This window comes from Mycobacteroides chelonae (genome assembly GCF_016767715.1).
Classification (GTDB): Bacteria; Actinomycetota; Actinomycetes; order Mycobacteriales; family Mycobacteriaceae; genus Mycobacterium; species Mycobacterium gwanakae.
Genome location: NZ_CP050145.1, coordinates 3,670,565 through 3,689,186 on the forward strand (window position 1 = coordinate 3,670,565; position 18,622 = coordinate 3,689,186).

Annotated in this window: 20 protein-coding genes; 8 read left to right on the forward strand and 12 right to left on the reverse strand. The window is 64.4% G+C overall.

Going from position 1 to position 18,622, the window contains the following annotated elements; all coding sequences use genetic code 11:
• The first annotated feature begins 326 nt into the window (after positions 1-326).
• Positions 327-581, forward strand: coding sequence for a WhiB family transcriptional regulator (locus HBA99_RS18095; RefSeq protein WP_005056343.1), 255 nt, complete (start codon positions 327-329; stop codon positions 579-581).
• Positions 582-664: 83 nt separating this feature from the next.
• Here the strand turns inward: HBA99_RS18095 and HBA99_RS18100 are convergent, their stop codons facing one another.
• Positions 665-2,155: a sensor histidine kinase gene (locus HBA99_RS18100; RefSeq protein ID WP_030096933.1), complete on the reverse strand. Its 1,491-nt coding sequence runs from the start codon at positions 2,153-2,155 to the stop codon at positions 665-667.
• An 11-nt stretch (positions 2,156-2,166) separates the two neighbouring features.
• Positions 2,167-2,385 carry a biotin/lipoyl-binding carrier protein gene (locus HBA99_RS18105; protein WP_005056341.1) on the reverse strand — a complete coding sequence of 73 codons (219 nt, stop codon included), beginning with the start codon at positions 2,383-2,385 and terminating at the stop codon, positions 2,167-2,169.
• On the opposite strand from HBA99_RS18105, the gene HBA99_RS25035 reads away from it, so the two are divergent.
• Positions 2,368-2,559, forward strand: coding sequence for a hypothetical protein (locus HBA99_RS25035; RefSeq protein WP_078321276.1), 192 nt, complete (start codon positions 2,368-2,370; stop codon positions 2,557-2,559). The two genes, HBA99_RS18105 and HBA99_RS25035, sit on opposite strands and share 18 nt — an antisense overlap.
• Before the next feature lie 17 nt (positions 2,560-2,576).
• Positions 2,577-2,651 (forward strand): 50S ribosomal protein bL37, encoded by a 75-nt coding sequence (locus tag HBA99_RS25140; RefSeq protein ID WP_085988129.1) that lies wholly within the window; start codon positions 2,577-2,579, stop codon positions 2,649-2,651.
• Between the two features lie 2 nt (positions 2,652-2,653).
• Here the strand turns inward: HBA99_RS25140 and rsrA are convergent, their stop codons facing one another.
• The gene (gene rsrA, locus HBA99_RS18110; RefSeq protein ID WP_030096932.1) at positions 2,654-2,962 is read right to left on the reverse strand and encodes a mycothiol system anti-sigma-R factor; all 309 of its coding nucleotides are present in this window, start codon (positions 2,960-2,962) and stop codon (positions 2,654-2,656) included.
• On the reverse strand, positions 2,959-3,672 hold the full coding sequence (locus tag HBA99_RS18115) for a sigma-70 family RNA polymerase sigma factor (RefSeq protein ID WP_030096931.1): 714 nt from the start codon (positions 3,670-3,672) through the stop codon (positions 2,959-2,961). The genes rsrA and HBA99_RS18115 overlap by 4 nt, the downstream gene beginning before the upstream one ends.
• Before the next feature lie 149 nt (positions 3,673-3,821).
• Between HBA99_RS18115 and HBA99_RS18120 the strand changes: the two genes are divergently transcribed.
• Entirely contained in the window at positions 3,822-4,328 is a 507-nt protein-coding gene (locus HBA99_RS18120) for an aminoacyl-tRNA deacylase (protein WP_070952142.1), read from the forward strand.
• Here the strand turns inward: HBA99_RS18120 and HBA99_RS18125 are convergent.
• Positions 4,315-5,100, reverse strand: coding sequence for an SOS response-associated peptidase (locus HBA99_RS18125; protein WP_064409381.1), 786 nt, complete (start codon positions 5,098-5,100; stop codon positions 4,315-4,317). The genes HBA99_RS18120 and HBA99_RS18125 overlap by 14 nt on opposite strands.
• A 58-nt stretch (positions 5,101-5,158) precedes the next feature.
• Here HBA99_RS18125 and aroA point away from each other — a divergent pair, with 58 nt between their 5' ends.
• Both aroA and rsgA read left to right on the forward strand, forming a co-directional pair.
• A complete protein-coding gene (aroA, locus tag HBA99_RS18130) occupies positions 5,159-6,457 on the forward strand; it encodes a 3-phosphoshikimate 1-carboxyvinyltransferase (RefSeq protein WP_070952141.1) in 1,299 nt (432 codons plus the stop codon).
• Positions 6,454-7,434, forward strand: a complete 981-nt coding sequence (gene rsgA, locus HBA99_RS18135; protein ID WP_070952140.1) for a ribosome small subunit-dependent GTPase A — start codon at positions 6,454-6,456, stop codon at positions 7,432-7,434. The genes aroA and rsgA overlap by 4 nt, the downstream gene beginning before the upstream one ends.
• Before the next feature lie 275 nt (positions 7,435-7,709).
• Here the strand turns inward: rsgA and HBA99_RS18140 are convergent, their stop codons facing one another.
• The 4 genes from HBA99_RS18140 to HBA99_RS18155 form a co-directional block, all read right to left on the reverse strand.
• Positions 7,710-8,939, reverse strand: a complete 1,230-nt coding sequence (locus HBA99_RS18140) for a fatty acid desaturase family protein (protein ID WP_070952139.1) — start codon at positions 8,937-8,939, stop codon at positions 7,710-7,712.
• 74 nt (positions 8,940-9,013) lie between these two features.
• Positions 9,014-10,153, reverse strand: a complete 1,140-nt coding sequence (locus HBA99_RS18145) for a ferredoxin reductase (RefSeq protein ID WP_064409384.1) — start codon at positions 10,151-10,153, stop codon at positions 9,014-9,016.
• A gap of 102 nt (positions 10,154-10,255) precedes the next feature.
• Positions 10,256-10,756 (reverse strand): DUF6912 family protein, encoded by a 501-nt coding sequence (locus tag HBA99_RS18150; RefSeq protein ID WP_070950727.1) that lies wholly within the window; start codon positions 10,754-10,756, stop codon positions 10,256-10,258.
• Entirely contained in the window at positions 10,756-12,165 is a 1,410-nt protein-coding gene (locus HBA99_RS18155) for a WS/DGAT/MGAT family O-acyltransferase (protein WP_070950996.1), read from the reverse strand. Before HBA99_RS18155 ends, HBA99_RS18150 begins: the two co-directional genes overlap by 1 nt.
• 174 nt (positions 12,166-12,339) lie before the next feature.
• Here HBA99_RS18155 and HBA99_RS18160 point away from each other — a divergent pair, with 174 nt between their 5' ends.
• Positions 12,340-12,810 (forward strand): Rv3235 family protein, encoded by a 471-nt coding sequence (locus tag HBA99_RS18160; RefSeq protein WP_030096922.1) that lies wholly within the window; start codon positions 12,340-12,342, stop codon positions 12,808-12,810.
• A 12-nt stretch (positions 12,811-12,822) separates the two neighbouring features.
• Here HBA99_RS18160 and secA read toward each other — a convergent pair whose 3' ends face one another.
• Both secA and HBA99_RS18170 read right to left on the reverse strand, forming a co-directional pair.
• Complete coding sequence (gene secA / locus HBA99_RS18165; protein WP_070952138.1) at positions 12,823-15,612, reverse strand: preprotein translocase subunit SecA; 2,790 nt, start codon at positions 15,610-15,612, stop codon at positions 12,823-12,825.
• A gap of 127 nt (positions 15,613-15,739) precedes the next feature.
• Positions 15,740-16,138, reverse strand: coding sequence for a PaaI family thioesterase (locus HBA99_RS18170; protein WP_070952463.1), 399 nt, complete (start codon positions 16,136-16,138; stop codon positions 15,740-15,742).
• 147 nt (positions 16,139-16,285) lie between these two features.
• On the opposite strand from HBA99_RS18170, the gene HBA99_RS18175 reads away from it, so the two are divergent.
• Positions 16,286-17,623: an aminotransferase-like domain-containing protein gene (locus tag HBA99_RS18175; RefSeq protein ID WP_070952137.1), complete on the forward strand. Its 1,338-nt coding sequence runs from the start codon at positions 16,286-16,288 to the stop codon at positions 17,621-17,623.
• Between the two features lie 65 nt (positions 17,624-17,688).
• On the opposite strand, the gene hpf is transcribed toward HBA99_RS18175, so the two are convergent.
• Complete coding sequence (hpf, locus tag HBA99_RS18180) at positions 17,689-18,360, reverse strand: ribosome hibernation-promoting factor, HPF/YfiA family (protein WP_030096919.1); 672 nt, start codon at positions 18,358-18,360, stop codon at positions 17,689-17,691.
• Between the last annotated feature and the right edge of the window lie 262 nt (positions 18,361-18,622).

The following is an 18,622-nucleotide window of genomic DNA, read 5'->3' on the forward strand; positions in this document are numbered from 1 at the left end:
GGCAGATCGGATGTACTACTTGACGTAGTCGATCTCCGGCAGGCCGTGATGTTACTCACCGGTAGCACTAAGCCACCTGGGAAAATGGGGGAATCTCGCCAGATTCAAGGCGCAGATCGGATCAGTGTAGTACAAACGAATGTGGAGTCCGCAGACACCACCCCCGAGTGAGATTGACCACGTGTTAACTCACGCTATTGACTTCTGCTGAGCTTGTGAAACGATCGGAAGCAACAGTGCAGAAACATTTGGTACGCACGCGTTAACAGCCGAAAAACATTGATCTCGTGCGCTTGTGGCGCGCGATGAAAAAGGAGTGCACAACTATGGATTGGCGCCATAAGGCGGTCTGTCGCGACGAGGATCCGGAACTGTTCTTCCCCGTAGGGAACAGCGGACCGGCCCTTGCCCAGATCGCTGACGCAAAGCTCGTCTGTAACCGCTGTCCGGTGACGACCGAGTGCCTTACCTGGGCGCTGGAGTCGGGCCAGGACGCCGGTGTGTGGGGTGGCCTCAGCGAGGATGAGCGCCGCGCCCTCAAGCGTCGCAACGCCCGCGCTCGCGCCCGCAGCGCCGTCTAACGCCGCAGCATCGCAGAACCCGGCACAATTTGGTGCCGGGTTCTTTGCTGCTCTGGGCCGGATTGATTGCCGCGCAGAAGCTTTCAGGCCATCAGGCGGGCACGCCGGCCCAGTGGCACCCGAAGCACCGCATTTGTTCCACCCTCGGCGTCGCTGCGCATGTCCAGTGAGCCGTCGATCTCGGCCGACACCAACGTCCTGACGATCTGCAATCCCAGCCGGTCGGACGTCTCCACACTGAATCCCTCGGGTAATCCCCGCCCGTCGTCATGCACGACGACATCGAGCCAGCGGGCCGAGCGCTCCGCCCTGATAACCACCTGACCCTGCGCACCCTCCTCGAAGGCGTGCTCAATGGCGTTCTGCACCAGCTCGGTGATCACCATGATCAGTGGTGTCGCGCGGTCGGAGTCGAGCACCCCGAGCGCACCTTCGCGCGAGACTCGCACCTTGGTGTCGACGGTGGCCACATCGGTCATGATCGGCATGATCCGGTCGATCACCTCGTCGAGGTTGACTTCCTCATCCACGGACATCGACAGGGCGTCGTGGACCAGGGCGATGGACGACACCCGGCGTACCGATTCGAAAAGCGCCTCGCGAGCTTCCTCGTTCTGTGTGCGCCGGGCCTGCAGCCGCAGCAGCGCGGCCACGGTCTGCAGATTGTTCTTCACCCGATGGTGGATCTCGCGGATGGTGGCGTCTTTGGACAGCAGTGCCCGGTCGCGGCGCTTGACCTCGGTCACGTCACGGGTCAGCAGCAGCGCCCCCACCGACGCGCCGCGCACGATGAGCGGCAAGGTGCGGATGAGCACCGCGGCACCACGTGCGTCGACCTCCATGCGCATACTCGGCCCCCCGGCCAGCACATCACGGACGTGCGCCGCGAGCTCTTGGCCTTCAAAGGGATCCGAAATGAGCGGCTTGGTGACCTCCATGAGGTCATGTCCCTGCAGATCGCTGGCCAAGCCCATGCGGTGATACGCCGACAAGGCATTGGGGCTGGCGTATCGGACCTCACCGGATACGTCGAGCCGGATGAATCCGTCACCCACCCGGGGGCTGGAGCGCGACATCGCCTGGTCCGCCACGTTCGGGAAGGTGCCCTCGGTGAGCATCAGCAGCAGATCGCCCGCGCACTCCAGATACGCGCGCTCCAGCACGCCCTTCTTGAGTCGGGAGGCCAGTGCGGTCTGGTGGGTTAGTACGGCCACGGTCCGGTCCCCACAGCGCACCGGGACCGCCTCCACGTTCAGCTCGGAGGCGTGTTCGGTCAGATCCGAATCACTTTCCCGCTCGATGGTCCCCGAAGCGAACGCCGCCTCCACCAACGGAACATCCGCGATCTTCGCGACGGTGCCGACGGCATCGCTGTCGATGATCGTCGGGGCGGTGTTGGGCCGGCATTGAGCGACGCAGACAAAGGAGTCGTCGTCGCGATGCACCCACATCAGATAGTCGGCGAAAGAGAGGTCAGCTAGCAGCTGCCATTCGGCCACCACGGCATGCAGATGATCAACCGCTTCACCGGGAAGCATGGTGTGCTCGGCAAGCAGATCACCGAGAGTTGACATGCGGTGGCGATCTAGTCGTCGATGACGGCGATCAAGTCGCCGGCCTGGATGACGTCGCCCACCGAAACGCTCACGTCGCCTATGGTTCCCGCCACCTCAGCCAGCACCGGGATCTCCATCTTCATGGATTCCAGGAGGACGATCGTGTCGCCTTCGGCGATCGCGTCACCCTTCTTGACGAGCACTTCCAGCACGCTGGCCACGATCTCGGCGTGTACTTCCTCGGCCACCTGCGCGCCACCTCGCTCTCGTCGACATCCGGTTACCGGTCCTCAGTATCGAACCACACCTACGGGATCCACGCTTTCAACCACCCGCCCCGGCATGAGAGACTGGATACACACACCGGCGCGCACCACGCGCAGCTGGCATGTCAGCCGGGCTCGCACCCGGAACCCATTTGATCGGTAAGGAGATTCCCATGGCCAAGCGTGGTCGCAAGAAGCGCAGCCGTAAGCACAACGCCGCCAACCACGGCAAGCGTCCCAACAGCTAGCGCTAGGAGTTCTCGGCCCGCTGCTCGATGAGCGTGGTCTGAGTGATCTTCAACTTAAGACGCTCACGTAGCCCGTCAGGTGCCTTTTCTCCACCGCACTTGCGGGCTACGAGTGTTTTGATCTGCTCTTCGATGCCGTAGTGCTGCAGGCAGCCAGGGCACTCTTCGAGATGATGCCGCAGCCGCGCACTGTTCTCTGCGCTGCATTCACCGTCGAGGAGGGTCCAGACCTCCGCGATCACCTCGGCGCAACCCGATACCTCGCAGTTGCCACCCTTATCGACACTGTTCTTCAGTTCACCGTCGGTCATGCCCGGCCCTCCGCCAACTCATTGTTGCGCAGGAACCCACGGTCCTTGGCCACTTCGGCCAGCAATTCGCGAAGCTGGCGACGGCCACGGTGCAACCGCGACATCACCGTGCCGATCGGCGTATCCATGATCTCGGCGATCTCCTTGTACGGGAAGCCTTCGACATCCGCGTAGTACACGGCCATCCGGAATTCTTCCGGCAGCTTATTCAACGCTTCCTTGATTTCGTCATCAGGCAGTCCGTCAAGTGCCTCGATCTCCGCCGACCGCAGCCCCGTAGAGGTGTGCTCGGCGTTCGCCGCAAGCTGCCAGTCGGTGATCTCCTCGGTCGGATACTCCGCGGGCTGGCGCTGCTTCTTGCGATAAATATTGATGTAGGTATTCGTGAGAATCCGGTACAGCCAGGCCTTGAGGTTAGTGCCCTCTTTGAAGGTCCCGAACCCGGCGTACGCCTTGACCATCGTCTCCTGCACCAGGTCCTCCGCATCGGCGGGGTTCCGTGTCATCCGCAGCGCAGCACCGTAGAGCTGATCCAGCAGCGGGAGCGCGTCACGCTGAAAGCGTGCGGCCCGCTCGGCCTCAGTTTCCGCCTTGGTATCCACCTGAATCGGCTGATCAACGGGATCTGCAGTGTCTGTCACGGCGGTCCTTTCGGTAGCGACACCGACCATACGGATCGGCACCGACATCGGACGTTCGAGGCACGCCATTGTCACCTGCAATACCCCTTCCGTGTTGAGGACCATAGTCCGCTCTCTGCGGACACACTGCTCAACACCGACGCATGCCGGGGTATTTCCCAAAGTATCTCGACTGTCAACTCCAAATTCACTGGACCCGGAGCGCTACTGTCCAGATCGTGGGTTCCAAGGCCGCCAAAGCTGCCACTCCGGCCGTCGCCACGTTGATCGCGGCCGGAGTCGACTATGAACTATTGCCGTATGAACACCGGCCCGGAGAAAACGCGTTCGGCGATGAGGCGGTGCGCGCGTTGGCTGGTTCCGGATTGGTTCCCGAACAGATCTTCAAGACACTGCTGATCTCGCTGGATCGCGGCGCGGATCTGGCGGTCGCGGTCATCCCGGTACCCGCGACGCTCTCACTCAAGGCTGCCGCCACCGCACTCGGCCGGGCCAAGGCCACCATGGCTGATCCGACGGCGGCCGAACGCAGTTCCGGTTACGTGGTGGGCGGAATCTCTCCGCTCGGGCAGCGCAAACCATTACCCACCGTCATCGATTCGTCCGCCCTGACCTGGGAACGCATTCTGTGTAGCGCGGGCAAGCGCGGGCTGCAGATGGCACTGGCACCCGATGATCTGGTCCGGCTTACTAACGCGGTGACCGCATCCGTCACAGCAGGGTGATCTGCTCCCCCACCCGCTGGGATCCGTCGTCGGGCGCCAGTAGTTCAGGACCGTTGTTCGCGACACTGTTGACCAATGAGGAGACCTGCCGGGTGTCGATTCCGGTTGCGTCCCCTGTTCCCCGCAGAAGGCTCTGGTCCAGATCGCGGTCGGGGTCCAGCCAGCGATCCCACGATTGAGCAGCCAGCATCAACGGCATCCGGTCATGAATTTCCTGGAGCGGACCGACCGCATCGGTGGTGACGATCGTGCAGCTCAGCAGCGGCGCCGCGTCCTGTCCCTGCAGACCGGTGGGCTTCCACACCGACCACAAGCCCGCGGCGAACAACCGCTTTCCGTCGCCGGCATTCATATAGAACGCCGTCTTGGCGCCCTCCTGCTTACGCCACTCGTACCAGCCGTCCATCGGAACCAGACACCGCTTGGATTGCGCGGCCACGCGGAAGGTGGCGGCCGTGGTGAGGGTCTCCGCCCGGGCGTTGATCAGGGGCGCACCCTTGGCCTGCGGCCGACCGTCTTCGCGCGCCTTGGCCCATGTCGGCACCAACCCCCAGCGCATGGCGCGAATACGACGAGTGGGAACGTCGCCGGGTTCGCGATGCCGCGCCACCACCGTGAGCACCGGATCGGTGGGGGCGACGTTGTAGTTCGGGATGACGGGAAGCTGCTGCGCAGATTCCGACGCCTGACTCGCTGTGCTTATCTCGTCGATTGCGTCGATCTCCGCGGCAAGCAGCGCCGGGTCGATCGTTACCGCATACCGTCCGCACATATCGCCATCGTGCCACCCGGGGCCGACACCACAGGTATGCGTCCGGGACAATAGGGCGGTGACAAGCGGACTCTGGCAGGCACCGACGATCGACGGTTCCGTCAACGCGACCATCACCATGCCCGGCTCGAAATCTCAGACCAATCGAGCGTTCGCGCTCGCGGCCCTGGCGGCGCGTGAGGGCGGCACCTCCACCGTGTCCGGCGCGTTGCGCAGCCGCGACACCGATCTGATGATCGGGGCGCTACAAGCCCTCGGGTTTGCCGTCACCGGCGACGGTACCGATCTGACGATCTCCCCCGGGACCGGCGACGGAGACACCTCGAGGGTCGACTGCGGGCTTGCCGGAACAGTCCTTCGTTTCCTGCCACCGCTGGCAGCACTTCGTCACGCCCCCACCATTTTTGACGGCGACGATCAGGCACGCGCCCGTCCCATTGCTCCGCTGCTGGACGCGCTGCGCGCCATCGGAGTCGGCATCGACGGGCAGCACCTGCCGTTCACAGTGGCCGGCGCGGGACAGGTCCGCGGCGGCCAGGTCGGTGTCGATGCCTCCGGATCGTCCCAATTCGTTTCCGGTCTCCTGCTTTCCGGCGCCGCGTTCGCCGAAGGTCTGACGGCGGTGAATACCGCGGACGTGCTGCCGTCGGGTCCACACGTGGTCATGACGGTGACGATGCTGCGTGAGGCGGGCATCGCGGTCGACGATTCCACCCCCGGGCGCTGGCATATCGATCCGCAGCCAATTCCCGCACACCACTGGGTGATCGAGCCTGACCTGTCGAACGCGCTGGCGTTCATCGCGCCGGCGTTGGCCACCGGCGGAAGTGTGCGCATCAGTGGCTGGCCGCGAGAATCCACTCAGCCCGCCCGCCAGATCGAGAACGTGGTGCGCCAGTTCGCCCAGACAGTGTCACTGACGGATTCCCATCTGGAGGTCATCGGCCAGACCGGTTATGGCGGTGTCGATCTGGACCTTGGCGAGGTTGGCGAGCTGACCCCGACGGTGGCGGCACTGGCTGCCCTCGCCGCACCCGGGAGCGTCTCCACACTGCGTGGGATCGCGCATCTGCGCGGGCACGAAACCGACCGGCTCAAGGCGCTTGCCCATGAGATCAACGCTCTGGGTGGACAATGCGAGGAGACCGAAGACGGGCTGCGGATCGTCGCCACCGATCTGCACGGCGGCGTCTGGGGCTCGTACGCCGATCACCGGATGGCCACTGCCGGAGCCCTCGTCGGCCTGAAGGTGCCCGGCGTTTCCGTCGACGACATCGCCACCACCGGCAAGACACTGCCCGACTTCCCCGGAATGTGGGCCGACATGCTGGCCCAATCTGGCGGTCGCGCCTCTTGAGCCCACGCGAGTACGACGAGTCTGACGCCCGCATCCGGCCGGGCCGGCGCTCGCGGCCTCGCACCAAGAATCGTCCCGATCACGCCGACGCGGTGCCCGCGATGGTGGTCACCGTGGACCGCGGCCGCTGGGGGTGCGTGCTCAACAACGACCCCACCGAACAGGTGACCGCGATGCGTGCCCGTGAGCTCGGCCGCACTCCGATCGTGGTGGGCGATACCGTCAGCCTGGTGGGCGACCTGTCCGGCCGACCCGACTCGCTGGCACGCATCGTACGGCTGGAGGAACGGCGAACGGTGTTGCGCCGCACAGCCGATGACACTGATCCGTTTGAACGGGTCTTTGTGGCGAACGCCGATCAGTTGCTCATCGTGGTGGCGGTAGCCGATCCCCCGCCGCGCACCGGACTGGTGGAGCGTGCGCTCATCGCGGCGTACGCGGGAGGCCTCATTCCCATCCTGGCTCTCACCAAAACCGATCTCACAGATCCAGATTCGTTCGCAGCACAGTTCTCAGATCTCGATATTCAGGTCATCGTCGCGGGACGCGACGCGCCCCTGGAGCCCATCATGGATGTGCTGACCGGCCGTCTCACCGCGCTACTCGGCCACTCCGGGGTGGGTAAGTCAACTTTAGTCAATCGGCTTGTCCCCGAAGCCGACCGCGCGACGGGCGAGGTGACCGGCGTCGGCAAGGGCCGGCACACATCCACCCAATCGGTGGCCTTGCCGCTGCATCCATCGGGCTGGGTCATCGATACCCCGGGCATCAGGTCGTTCGGTCTGGCCCACATCAAGCCGGCAGACGTGTTCGCCGCATTCAGCGACCTGTCCGAGGCCATCGAGGACTGCCCGCGCGGCTGCCAGCATCTTGGCCCACCCGCAGACCCCGAGTGCGCCCTCGACGAGCTCACCGGCGCGTCCGCGAAACGAGTGATCGCGGTGCGACAGCTGCTCTCTGTGTTAACAACGGCCTAACTCTTGGTTGCGGAAGCCTTCTCGAATCGCGCGAACAGCACATGGCGATTAGCGTTTCCATCAGTGGCTGCGACGGAAACAGCCAACTAGGGTCAGGGGTTAAGAGATGACGAGCTACGTTCGTAGAATCGCCAATGTGGCAGCCATTTTCGCCTGCGGTGTCGCCGCCTGGGCCACCATGTGGCTGTCCGTATCCGGCCTGGGGTAGTTCCCGGCCACCACTAACCTAAAAGCCCCCGACGCATTGCGCGTTCGGGGGCTTTTAGGTTTTCTCGTCAGGCGTTGGCGCCGCGACGCGCCCTTCTGCGTTCACGTACCGCCGCGAACGCCGACTTCAGACCGCGCCGCTCGCGCGGCTCCAGCTCGTCGAACATCTTGACGCTGCGTGTTTCCGGCGCATTGTCCGCGGTGTACTTCAGGTACTTGTCCGGCAGTGACAGCTTGGCGATGGTGCGCCAGGCCTTGCCGTACTGCAGCAGGAACGGCCCGGAGGTGTACGGCAGGTCGTACTTGTCGCACAGCTCGCGCACGCGTACCGCCACCGCAGAGAGCCGGTTACTCGGCAGATCCGGGAACAGATGGTGCTCGATCTGGTGGCACAGGTTGCCACTCATGAAGGCCATCGCCGGACCGGCGTCAAAGTTGGCGCTGCCCAACATCTGTCGCAGGTACCACTGGCCCTGTGTCTCATTCTCCAGGTCTTGTTTGGTGAACTTCTCGGCACCGTCCGGGAAGTGGCCGCAGAAGATGACCGCGTTGGACCAGATGTTGCGGATCACGTTGGCCAACAGGTTGGCGGTCACCGTCTTGCGATAGCTTCCCGCGGGCGAGAGCGCGCTCAGCGCCGGGAAGGCCACGTAGTCCTTGGCGACCTGCTTGCCCATCTTGGCCAGCGCCTCGTCACGCTTGGCGCGGAACTCCGCCTTGTCGGCGCGCCCCTGGGCTACCTTGCCGAGCTCCAAATGCTGTGTGCCAACACCCCATTCAAAGAGGAGCATCAACAGCGTGTTGTAGACGAGGTTGCCCAGGTTGAACGGTGTCCACTTCTTGTCGCGGGTGATGCGCAGCAGACCGTAGCCCACGTCGTCATCCATGCCCAGCACATTGGTGTACTTGTGGTGGATGTAGTTGTGGGTCTGCTTCCAGTGCGAGGCCGGGTCCACCATGTCCCACTCCCAGCTGGAGGAGTGGATCTCGGGATCGTTCATCCAATCCCACTGGCCGTGCATGACGTTGTGGCCGATCTCCATGTTCTCGACGATCTTGGCCACCCCGAGCGTCACCGCTCCAGCCCACCAGGCAGACCGCTTCTTGCTCGCGGTCAGCAGCACACGCCCACTCAGTTCCAGGGCACGCTGGGCGGCGATGGTGCGACGGATATACCGTGCATCGGCGGCTCCGAGCGATTCCTCGACATCCCGACGGATCGCGTCCAGCTCATTGCCGAGGGCCTCGACATCAGCCTCGGTGAGGTGCGCGAATTCCTGGATATCCGAAATCGCCATCCGTGAGCTCCCTTCGCCGGTTCGTGCCTACGATAGCGTAACCTACGGCACCGTAGGTTACTAGACCGTTAACCTCATACGTCGAGCACGCAATCCCCCGAGGCTGCGGAAACGCAGGTCTGAATGCGCGATCCCGGCTCGTGCTCGGCACCATTTCGCAGGTCGCGCGCGTGCCCTTCCAGCAGTGACACCACACAGGTCTGACAGATCCCCATGCGGCACCCGAAGGGCATCTGCACCCCGGCTTCCTCCCCGGCCTCCATCAGCGAGGTCGCCGCATCGGCCGCGCGCTGCTTACCGCTGCGCGCGAAGGTGACCAGACCACCCTGCCCGTGGGGCGCGGCCCGCGATACCGCGAATCGCTCCAGGTGCAGTAGATCGGCAAGATCGGCGTCGGCCCATACCCGCTGCGCGTCGTCGAGCATGCCTTCCGGACCGCACGCCCACGTCTGGCGCTGCGCCCAGTCCGGCACCTCCGAGGCCAGTGTTGAAAGGTCCAGACGTCCCTGCGTTCTCGTCGTCCGCAGACGGTAGTGGTACGACGGGTGCTCCTCGGAGAACGCGGCGAGCTCACCGGCGAACATCACGTCGGCCTCGGTGGGCGCCGAGTGCAGGTGCACGACATCCGGCAGGGGTAACTCAGCCGCCGCCGACCGGCGTACCAACGTACGCAGCATCGACATGATCGGGGTGATGCCGCTACCCGCGGTGAGGAACAAGATCGCCGGTGGCGCGGGGTCGTCCAGCACGAAGTTCCCCTGAGGGGCCGCCAGTCGCACGATCGTGCCGGGCTCGAGGCCGTTGACCAGGTGTGTCGAGAGAAATCCCTCGGGCATCGCCTTGACGGTGATGGTGATGGTGCGCCCCGAACCACCGGCGTGCACGGGCGCCGATGTCAGCGAGTACGACCGCCAACGCCACCGTCCGTCGATCAGCACGCCGATCCCGACGTATTGACCCGGGTGATAGTCGAAGTGGAAGCCCCAGCCTGGCTTGATCTCCAGGGTCGCCGAATCGCTCGTCTCCTTGTGCACGCTGACCACGCGGCCGCGCAGTTCCCGGGCCGACCACAGCGGATTGGCCAGACTCAGATAGTCGTCCGGGAGCAGCGGGGTGGTGATGCGGGAAGCCAAGCCACGCAAGACGTTTACCGCGGCATGGCGCGACTTGGGCGCACCCGAGGCGGACGCGTCGAGCCAGGAAGACAATTTCACAGCCAATGACCTTCCGGTGATGAAGGAGATGCCCTGCCAGGCGTAACCTACGCTACCGTAGGTTACTGGCCGGAAACAGGCCAATCGGCCACGTCATGCCGCCTACAGCAGGTCGAGCAGGAACGGTAGTTCTTGAGTCGCGTACCAGGCTAGATCGTGGTCTTGAGCGTCCCCGACCACCAGCTCGGCATCCTCATCGCCCAGGTCTGCGGCATCGATCACCTCGGCCGCGCGCACCACATCGGACTCAGCCTGCGCCAGGTCGACGTGCGCGGCCACCACCGCGGATATCGGTACCGCGCCCGCCAGCCGCACCACCGCATCGTCCAGGTCCGGACGCAGCTTGGCATCGTCGGCGTCGGCCACCAGCACCGCCCGCCGGGCCGGCAATTGGTTCTCGCCGTCATGATTGGCCAGCAGCCGCAGCGAGGCCATCGCCGCCTCACGCATCGCCACCTCGGACAGCTCCTCGTCATCACCCGCGGAGTAGGCCTCACGCAGCGCCGGTGTCACCGCGAAAGCAGTGCCGTTCACCGGCCAGAGCTCGCCATCGGCCACCAGTTCACGCAGCATCGCGAGCGTCACCGGGATATAAACCTGCATTACTGCGCCGCCTCCAGCAGTTCATCGAGCGCCTCGGTGATCAACACCGGGAGCATGTCGGCATCGGGCATCGCGTCGCGATCAGCATTGATCCCGTAGTACACAACGCCGTTGTAAGAAGTCAGCCCGATCGACAACACCTGATTGCGCAACAAGGGAGGTACCGGGTAGATCTCCGCCAAGCGCGCACCGCCGAGGTACATCGGCGCTTGCGGCCCAGGAACATTCGTGACCAACAGATTGAACAACCGATTGGGCAGGGTGGTCGCGACGCGGGCCGCCAGTGCATGCAGGGTCGGCGGCACGAATCCCGAGAGCGCGGCCATGTTCGGCACGTCCACCAAACTAAATGCGGCAGAGTGCGATTCGGTGGCATGCGCGATCTGAGACAGCCGCACCACGGCGTTACCCTCCCCGACCGGGAGATCTACGAGAAATGGTGACACCTCGGTGGTGGCGGCCCCCTCGGCGAGGACATCCAGATCCCCGTCCCGGTACACCGACATCGGCACTATCGCGCGAATCGTGGAGGCAGTGGTGACCGGCTCCCCCCTGCTCATCAGCCAATTACGCAGCGCCCCAGCGACTACCGCCAAGACCACGTCGTTGACATCGCAATCGTACTTGGCGCGCACCCGCCGATAGTCGGCCAGTTTGGTGGTCACCACGCTGAACCGCCTGCTGCGCGACACGCGCTGGTTGAGCGGGCCGCGCGGTGCGGTACCGCGAGCCGCGGTGCGCACCACCTTGACCATCCGCTCCCCCAGCTCACCGATCTCGCCCGTCAGTGATGCGGCATCGGCGACCGCGGTGCGCACCGCCTCCAGACGGGCACCGGGACGCGCCAACCATTCCGAAACAGCGCCGGCGATCAGCTCGTTCGTACTCGGTTCATGCCCGGGAACCCAGATGTCCTCCCCGAAGTCCGGCGTGCGGGCCGTCCGGTCGAACATGACCTGCCCGAGTTCCAGTGCGGATTGGCCATCCACCAGGGCCTGATGTGTCTTGGTGTAGATGGCCAGGCGGTTTTTGGACAACCCCTCCACCAGGTACATCTCCCACAATGGCCGCGATCGATCCAGTGGGCGAGATGTCAAGCGCGCCACCAGGTCTTGCAACTGACCATCACTTCCCGGCGACGGTAGTGCCGAGCGCCGGATGTGGTAGGTGACGTCGAAATCGACATCGTCGAGCCAGACCGGCCGAGCCAGCCCGAACCCGATCTCCTTGACCTTCTGCCGATAGCGCGGAACTTGCGGCAATCGGCTCTCCACCAGCGCGAGAAGCTCCTCATACGTGAAGCCGCCGCGGGGCTTGCGGATGATCGCCAACGAGCCGACATGCATCGGGGTAGAGCTGTCCTCGCGGGAGTAGAACGATGCGTCGAGCGCGGACAACCGGGTCACCACAATCCGCGCCGCCTTCCCCTCAAACTCACCACTTGTACCCAACGGCGCCGCTGTGCCGAACGTCTTGCTCACCGTACCCTGGCGCCCTGACCACCGGCTGTGCGATCATGATCGCAATAATCTGCATCTCTCCAGCAGAGCAAATGAGGGGGCTCATTTCACTGGAGGGGGAAAATGTCTCATCGCTATGTCACTCGGGTGGCCGACTACGAACCGGCGCCGGTGCTGGCCAGCCTGCCGCCGGCCTGTCAGACACCACGTCCAGCGAGGTTGCACCAATCACGGACTCGGCCAGCGGGTATCGAGCGTCAAACACATCTGCGCGAACAGTCTCCGCCGCCCCAGGCGATTGCGTTCGCCGATGCCGCAATGCGCCGCGTGCTGGAAGTCATGGACCGGCGCCGTCCGGTCACTCAGCTGCGCCCGCTGCTGGGTGACGGGCCACTGTCCGCGGTGATGGCACGCTCCTCGCGGACCCCGGTCACCGCCACTGCCCGGTTGTCGAAGATTCGGGTGCGCCGCTGCGCGGACGACGCCGCAGAGATATTCGGGACATTCGAGCGCGGCGGACGCATCAGGGCGTTCGCCGGCCGCATCCAGTCCGTACGGGGCAGCTGGCTGGTGGTCGCGTTGCAGCTCGGCTGACGCTGACGGCCGCTACCGCTTGCGGCGCGACTTCGCCGGCTTAGAGGTGCGTCCCGCGTTGCGCGCCGCTTCCCTGCGCTCGCGCCGCGTGCCGCCGCCCGAGGCCGAGGCGCCGCCGCCTTCGTGCCGGGACTGCGCCGAGCCGTCTTCTGCCGGACCCGAGTACGTCAGCTCTGGCGTCGACTCATCAAGCCCCTTGGCACGCAACTCCCCTTGCGCTGCTTGCGCTGCGGCGGAAGTGAACTCGGCTAGCCCTTCCGGCGCCGGCTGCGGAGCGACCGTTCCGTCGGCCGGCTGCTGGACCTCGACGTTGATGTTGAACAGGAAGCCAACCGACTCCTCCTTGAGGCCGTCGAGCATGGCGGTGAACATGTCGTAGCCCTCACGCTGGTACTCCACCAGCGGATCACGCTGCGCCATCGCCCGCAGGCCGATGCCCTCCTTGAGGTAATCCATCTCGTAGAGATGCTCACGCCACTTGCGGTCGATCACGCTGAGCAAGATGTTGCGCTCCAGCTGACGCATCGATCCCTCGCCGGCCAGCCCGTCGATCTCGGCTTCCCTTGCCTTGTAAGCCCTTTTGGCGTCATCGAGCAATGCCGCTTTGAGGTCCGCGGGGCTCAACTCGTCGGCTTCCCCATACGTATCGGACGCGATGAGTTCTTCGGGCTTGATGCTTACCGGGTACAGCGTCTTGAGCGCGGTCCACAGCGCTTCGAAGTCCCAGTCCTCGTGATAGCCGTCGGCCGTGGCGCCGTCTACGTAGGCGGCGATGGTGTCGGTGATCATCTCCTCGATCTGCGGCTGCAGATCCTCACCCTCCAGGATGCGGCGACGCTCGGCATAGATGACCTTGCGCTGCTGGTTCATCACCTCGTCGTACTTGAGGACGTTCTTGCGGACCTCGAAGTTCTGTTGCTCGACCTGGGTCTGCGCACTCTTGATGGCGCTGGTCACCATCTTGGCTTCGATCGGCACATCATCGGGAACGTTCATGCGCGTCAGAATCGTTTCCAGCGCAGCACCATTGAAGCGCCGCATCAATTCATCACCCAGCGAGAGGTAGAAGCGGGACTCGCCCGGATCGCCCTGACGTCCGGAACGTCCGCGCAGCTGGTTGTCGATACGCCGCGACTCGTGGCGCTCGGTACCCAGCACGTACAGGCCGCCGGCCTCCTGCACCTCCTTGGCCTCGGTCTCGGCGGCGTCCTTGAACTTCTGCAACGTCGCATCCCAGGCGTCCTGGTACTCGTCCGGGGTCTCCACCGGGTCCAGGCCCTGTTCGCGAAGATGCGTATCCGCCAAGAAGTCCGGGTTACCACCCAGCACGATGTCGGTGCCGCGACCGGCCATGTTGGTGGCCACCGTGATGGCTCCACGGCGCCCAGCCTCGGCGATGATGCGGGCTTCCTGCTCGTGGTACTTGGCGTTGAGGACGTTGTGCGGAATCCGACGCTTGGTGAACTGCCGTGAAAGGTACTCGGAGCGCTCAACACTCGTGGTACCGATCAGGACGGGCTGGCCGGCCTCGTACCGCTCCACCACGTCGTCGACGACGGCGATGTACTTGGCTTCCTCGGTCTTGTAGATGAGGTCGGACTGGTCCTTGCGGACCATCGGCCGGTTCGTGGGGATCGACACCACGCCCAGCTTGTAGATCTCGTGCAGCTCGGCCGCCTCGGTCTGCGCGGTTCCGGTCATGCCGGCGAGCTTGTCGTAGAGGCGGAAGTAGTTCTGCAGGGTGATCGTGGCCAGCGTCTGGTTCTCGGCCTTGATCTCTACCCGCTCCTTGGCCTCGATGGCCTGGTGCATGCCCTCGTTGTAGCGGCGGCCCAACAGCACGCGACCGGTGAACTCGTCGACGATCAGCACCTCGCCGTCGCGGACGATGTAGTCCTTGTCCCGGTTGAACAGTTCCTTGGCCTTGATGGCGTTGTTGAGGTAGCTCACCAACGGCGAGTTGGCGGCCTCATACAGGTTGTCGATGCCCAGCTGGTCCTCGACGAATTCCACACCCAGCTCGTGCACACCGATGGTGCGCTTGCGGATGTCCACCTCGTAATGGGTGTCCTTGTCCATCAGCGGCACGATCCGCGCGAACTCGGTGTACCAGTTGGATGCGCCGTCGGCCGGGCCCGAGATGATCAGCGGGGTCCGGGCCTCGTCGATCAGGATCGAGTCGACCTCGTCGACGATGGCGAAGGCGTGCCCGCGCTGCACCAACTCGTCGAGCGAATGGGTCATGTTGTCGCGCAGATAGTCGAAGCCGAACTCGTTGTTGGTGCCGTAGGTGATGTCGGCGTTGTAGGCGTCGCGGCGCTCTGTCGGGGTCATCTGCGAGAGGATCACGCCCACCTCAAGACCCAGGAAGCGGTGCACGCGGCCCATCCACTCCGAGTCGCGCTTGGCCAGGTAGTCGTTGACGGTGACGACGTGCACACCCTTACCGGCCAGGGCGTTGAGATATGCAGGAAGCACGCAGGTGAGGGTCTTGCCTTCACCGGTTTTCATCTCGGCGACATTGCCCGCATGCAGTGCGGCGCCACCCATGATCTGCACGTCGAAGTGCCGCTGACTCAGCACCCGCCAGGACGCCTCGCGGGCGACCGCGAATGCCTCCGGCATCAGGTCGTCGAGGGTTTCGCCCTTTTCCAGGCGTTTCTTGAACTCGTCGGTCTTGGCCTGCAGCTCGGCATCGGAGAGCTTTTCGACGTCATCGGACAGGGTGTTGACGTAATCGGCCACGCCCTTAAGACGCTTGACCATGCGACCTTCACCAAGGCGCAGCAACTTCGACAGCACGTCAATAACCCCTGTACTCGTTAGGACTTGCACAAATGTTCGATATTTGCGCAAGCGGCTCATCCGTCAACAGCCGAGTCCCATCGTAGGCGCACGTGCCACCGAGCCGTTTCGGGTACGACCTCGACTATCGCCCGGCCGCCCGGTCACCGCGCAGCGTCATGACGGTGCTGGTCACCGTGGCCACTGCCTTGCCGTCGCCTCGGGTCACCTCACAGGTGTAGTGCGTGATGGTCCGCCCCGAGTGTGCGGAGCGTGCAATGGCGATCAGGGTGTCCTCCCAGACTGGCCGCAGGAATGCCGCGCGGATGTCGATGCTGGTGAACGTCTCCCCCGGCTGCATCAGGGTGGAATGCGCGGTTCCGATGGCGGCATCGGCCAGCTCCACCAAGAATCCGCCGTGCACGGTGCCCTGCTGATTCCCGTGCCGGGATGGATCGGCCGCCACCCGCACGGTTGCCGAGCCGGCCTCGACGGCAACGATCTCGAACTCGAGATATCGCGAGATGGCAGTCGGGTACCGCATGTGGATGGTGTCACCGGGCCGGGAGGTACCGGCGACGTGCCGCTGAAGAAACTCCAGCACCGAAAGGTCAGTGGTCGTCACGATTCGACGGTAGGTACGTAAGTTAGTGCAATCAATAAATTGTCCTAGTCACAATCGGGAGAGCGCGTGCGCATTCACCGTCACGCCACGGTCGCCGACGAGATCGCCGGACAGATTCGGACCGGAACGCTTTCCGCGGGCACGCGGTTGCCCACCCACCGCGCACTGGCGGGCCGGTACGGGATCGCGGTGGCGACGGCGAGCAGGGTGTACCGCGACCTGACGGCCGCCGGCCTCGTCGTCGGGGAGCCTGGCCGGGGCACCTTTGTGCGGGACCTCAGCGGTTTCGCGGGAGTAGAGCCCGCCCGCGTGGCAGCGAAACAGCGTGCGGCGGACCTTTCCTTCAATCAGCCGTTATCCCGCGGCCAGGACGATCAACTGCGGCAGGCTCTACGCGCGTTGGCGGCCGAGGGCGATCTGACAAGCCTGCTGCATCAGCAGCCTCCCGGCGGCCGAGATCGTGACTGTGCCGCGATCGCCACCTACTTACTTGACCGCGGCATCGACGTCGCGCCGGACCGCGTCCTGATATCCGGCGGCGCCCAGCAGGGTTTGGACACCGTTCTGGCTGCGATAGCCACACCCCGCACGATTGTCGCCGCCGACGCATTGACCTATCCAGGCATCAAGCTGCTGGCCACCGCACGACGCCTCGAGCTGGCACCGGTCCAGACCGGCACCACCGGGATGGACCTCGACTACCTCGAATGGCTGTGTGGCAGGCGACCCATTTCCGCGCTGTATCTCATTCCCACACTGCACAATCCGTTGGGATACACACTGAGCACCAGCGCGCGTGAGCGCGTCGCGACGTTGGCCGATCGGCACGATTTCCACATCATCGAGGATGCGACCTACGCGTTTCTGGATCCGGGTGCGCCGTCCCCGGTGCAAACCATCGCACCCGAGCGGACGTTCTACGTGGGAAGCATGTCCAAGAATCTCGCCTCCGGGCTGCGGATCGGATACATCGTCACGCCGCCTGCCCATCGCCCCGATGTGATCCGGGCGCTGCGCGCGACGAGCTGGGGCGCCTCGACCATCGCCAGCGCACTGACCACCCGCTGGCTGACCGACGGCACCGTCACACGGTTAGAAGAACTGCGGCGCGCGGATGCCCGTCGGCGGCAGTCGATCGCCCGCACCGAACTCGCGGGCCTGATCTATCACGCGCATCCCGGTTCGTATTCGGGCTGGCTCGTGCTCCCCGAGCACGCACGCAACGACGTGATGGCGCGTGACCTCGCCGACGTGGGGATCATGGTGTCGACTGCCGATGCGTTCTCGACAGCGCCGCACGCGCCGAATGCGCTCCGCCTGGCCTTGGCCACCCCCGAACCGCCCGATCTCGCCGCGGCGTTACGGCAGATCTGTGCCGCGACACGACAAGCACTCCCGATATGAGAAACCCCGCACCGGTCGCGGACCAGGTGCGGGGTTTCTCCTGCGCGGGTGATCCGCGCGCCCTACTACTCCCCGAGGCGTATCAGGCCGTAGTCGTACGCGTGCCTGCGGTACACCACCGACGGGCGGCCCGAGGACTCATCGTGGAAGAGGAAGAAGTCATGGCCGACCAATTCCATCTCGTAGAGCGCGTCGTCGACCGTCATCGGTTTGGCCGGGTGATCTTTGGTCCGCACAATCTGTCCCGGACCGTGACCGTCATCGACCTCGGCTCCGTTGTGACTGTGTGCGCCATTGAGCTCGGCGGGTGGCGTGAAGGCATCGGCGGGCAGAACCTTGGTGGCCTCGGCAAGCGATACCGGCGTCTTGTCTCCGTAGTGAACCTTGCGGCGGTCACGGCCCCGTCGCAACCGGCTTTCCAGCTTGGCGGCGGCCGCTTCAAGGGCGCTGTGGAACGTGTCGGCACATGCCTCGCCCCGGACGACCGGCCCCCGGCCCCGCGCGGTGATCTCCACGCGCTGACAGCTCTTTTTCTGACGCCGGTTGCGTTCGTGTTCGAGTTCTACATCAAAGAGGTAAACGGTTTTGTCGTAACGTTCCAGACGGGACAGTTTGTCGTTCACAAAGATTCGAAAGTGATCGGGGATTTCCACGTTTCGGCCCTTGACCACGATATCGGCTTGGGCTGTCCGCTCCCCGTCCTCGAGTGCAACGGATGCCTTTGATGTGCTTGACAACTCATACCTCCGGTACTGAGAGTGCGCTTGCGCTCAACCCTTCCGCTAGGGACTAAAGATGTTGGCGACGCGCATGTTTGATGTTTGAAGTACGCCGGAGTCGCCTGAAACGCTGAGACGGCAGCCCGCCGGCGTTGGGGTTGGTGACCACCTCCTCCGCCAAACCGGACGCAGGCGCCCGTGTTGGTAGGCGGTTCGACCGCCCAAGCGCGGAACGTTCATAGCTTGTTGGCCCCGACGGTAGTCCGTGTTCACTCGCCTT

What these genes read in the sequence shown, in the direction of transcription:
- HBA99_RS18095 (WP_005056343.1), top strand. Translation starts at nt 327, where the DNA reads ATGGATTGGCGCCATAAGGCGGTCTGTCGCGACGAGGATCCGGAACTG.
- HBA99_RS18100 (WP_030096933.1), bottom strand. Translation starts at nt 2,155, where the DNA reads ATGTCAACTCTCGGTGATCTGCTTGCCGAGCACACCATGCTTCCCGGT.
- rsrA (WP_030096932.1), bottom strand. Translation starts at nt 2,962, where the DNA reads ATGACCGACGGTGAACTGAAGAACAGTGTCGATAAGGGTGGCAACTGC.
- HBA99_RS18115 (WP_030096931.1), bottom strand. Translation starts at nt 3,672, where the DNA reads ATGGCGTGCCTCGAACGTCCGATGTCGGTGCCGATCCGTATGGTCGGT.
- HBA99_RS18125 (WP_064409381.1), bottom strand. Translation starts at nt 5,100, where the DNA reads ATGTGCGGACGGTATGCGGTAACGATCGACCCGGCGCTGCTTGCCGCG.
- HBA99_RS18140 (WP_070952139.1), bottom strand. Translation starts at nt 8,939, where the DNA reads ATGGCGATTTCGGATATCCAGGAATTCGCGCACCTCACCGAGGCTGAT.
- HBA99_RS18150 (WP_070950727.1), bottom strand. Translation starts at nt 10,756, where the DNA reads ATGCAGGTTTATATCCCGGTGACGCTCGCGATGCTGCGTGAACTGGTG.
- HBA99_RS18160 (WP_030096922.1), top strand. Translation starts at nt 12,340, where the DNA reads ATGTCTCATCGCTATGTCACTCGGGTGGCCGACTACGAACCGGCGCCG.
- HBA99_RS18170 (WP_070952463.1), bottom strand. Translation starts at nt 16,138, where the DNA reads ATGCGGTACCCGACTGCCATCTCGCGATATCTCGAGTTCGAGATCGTT.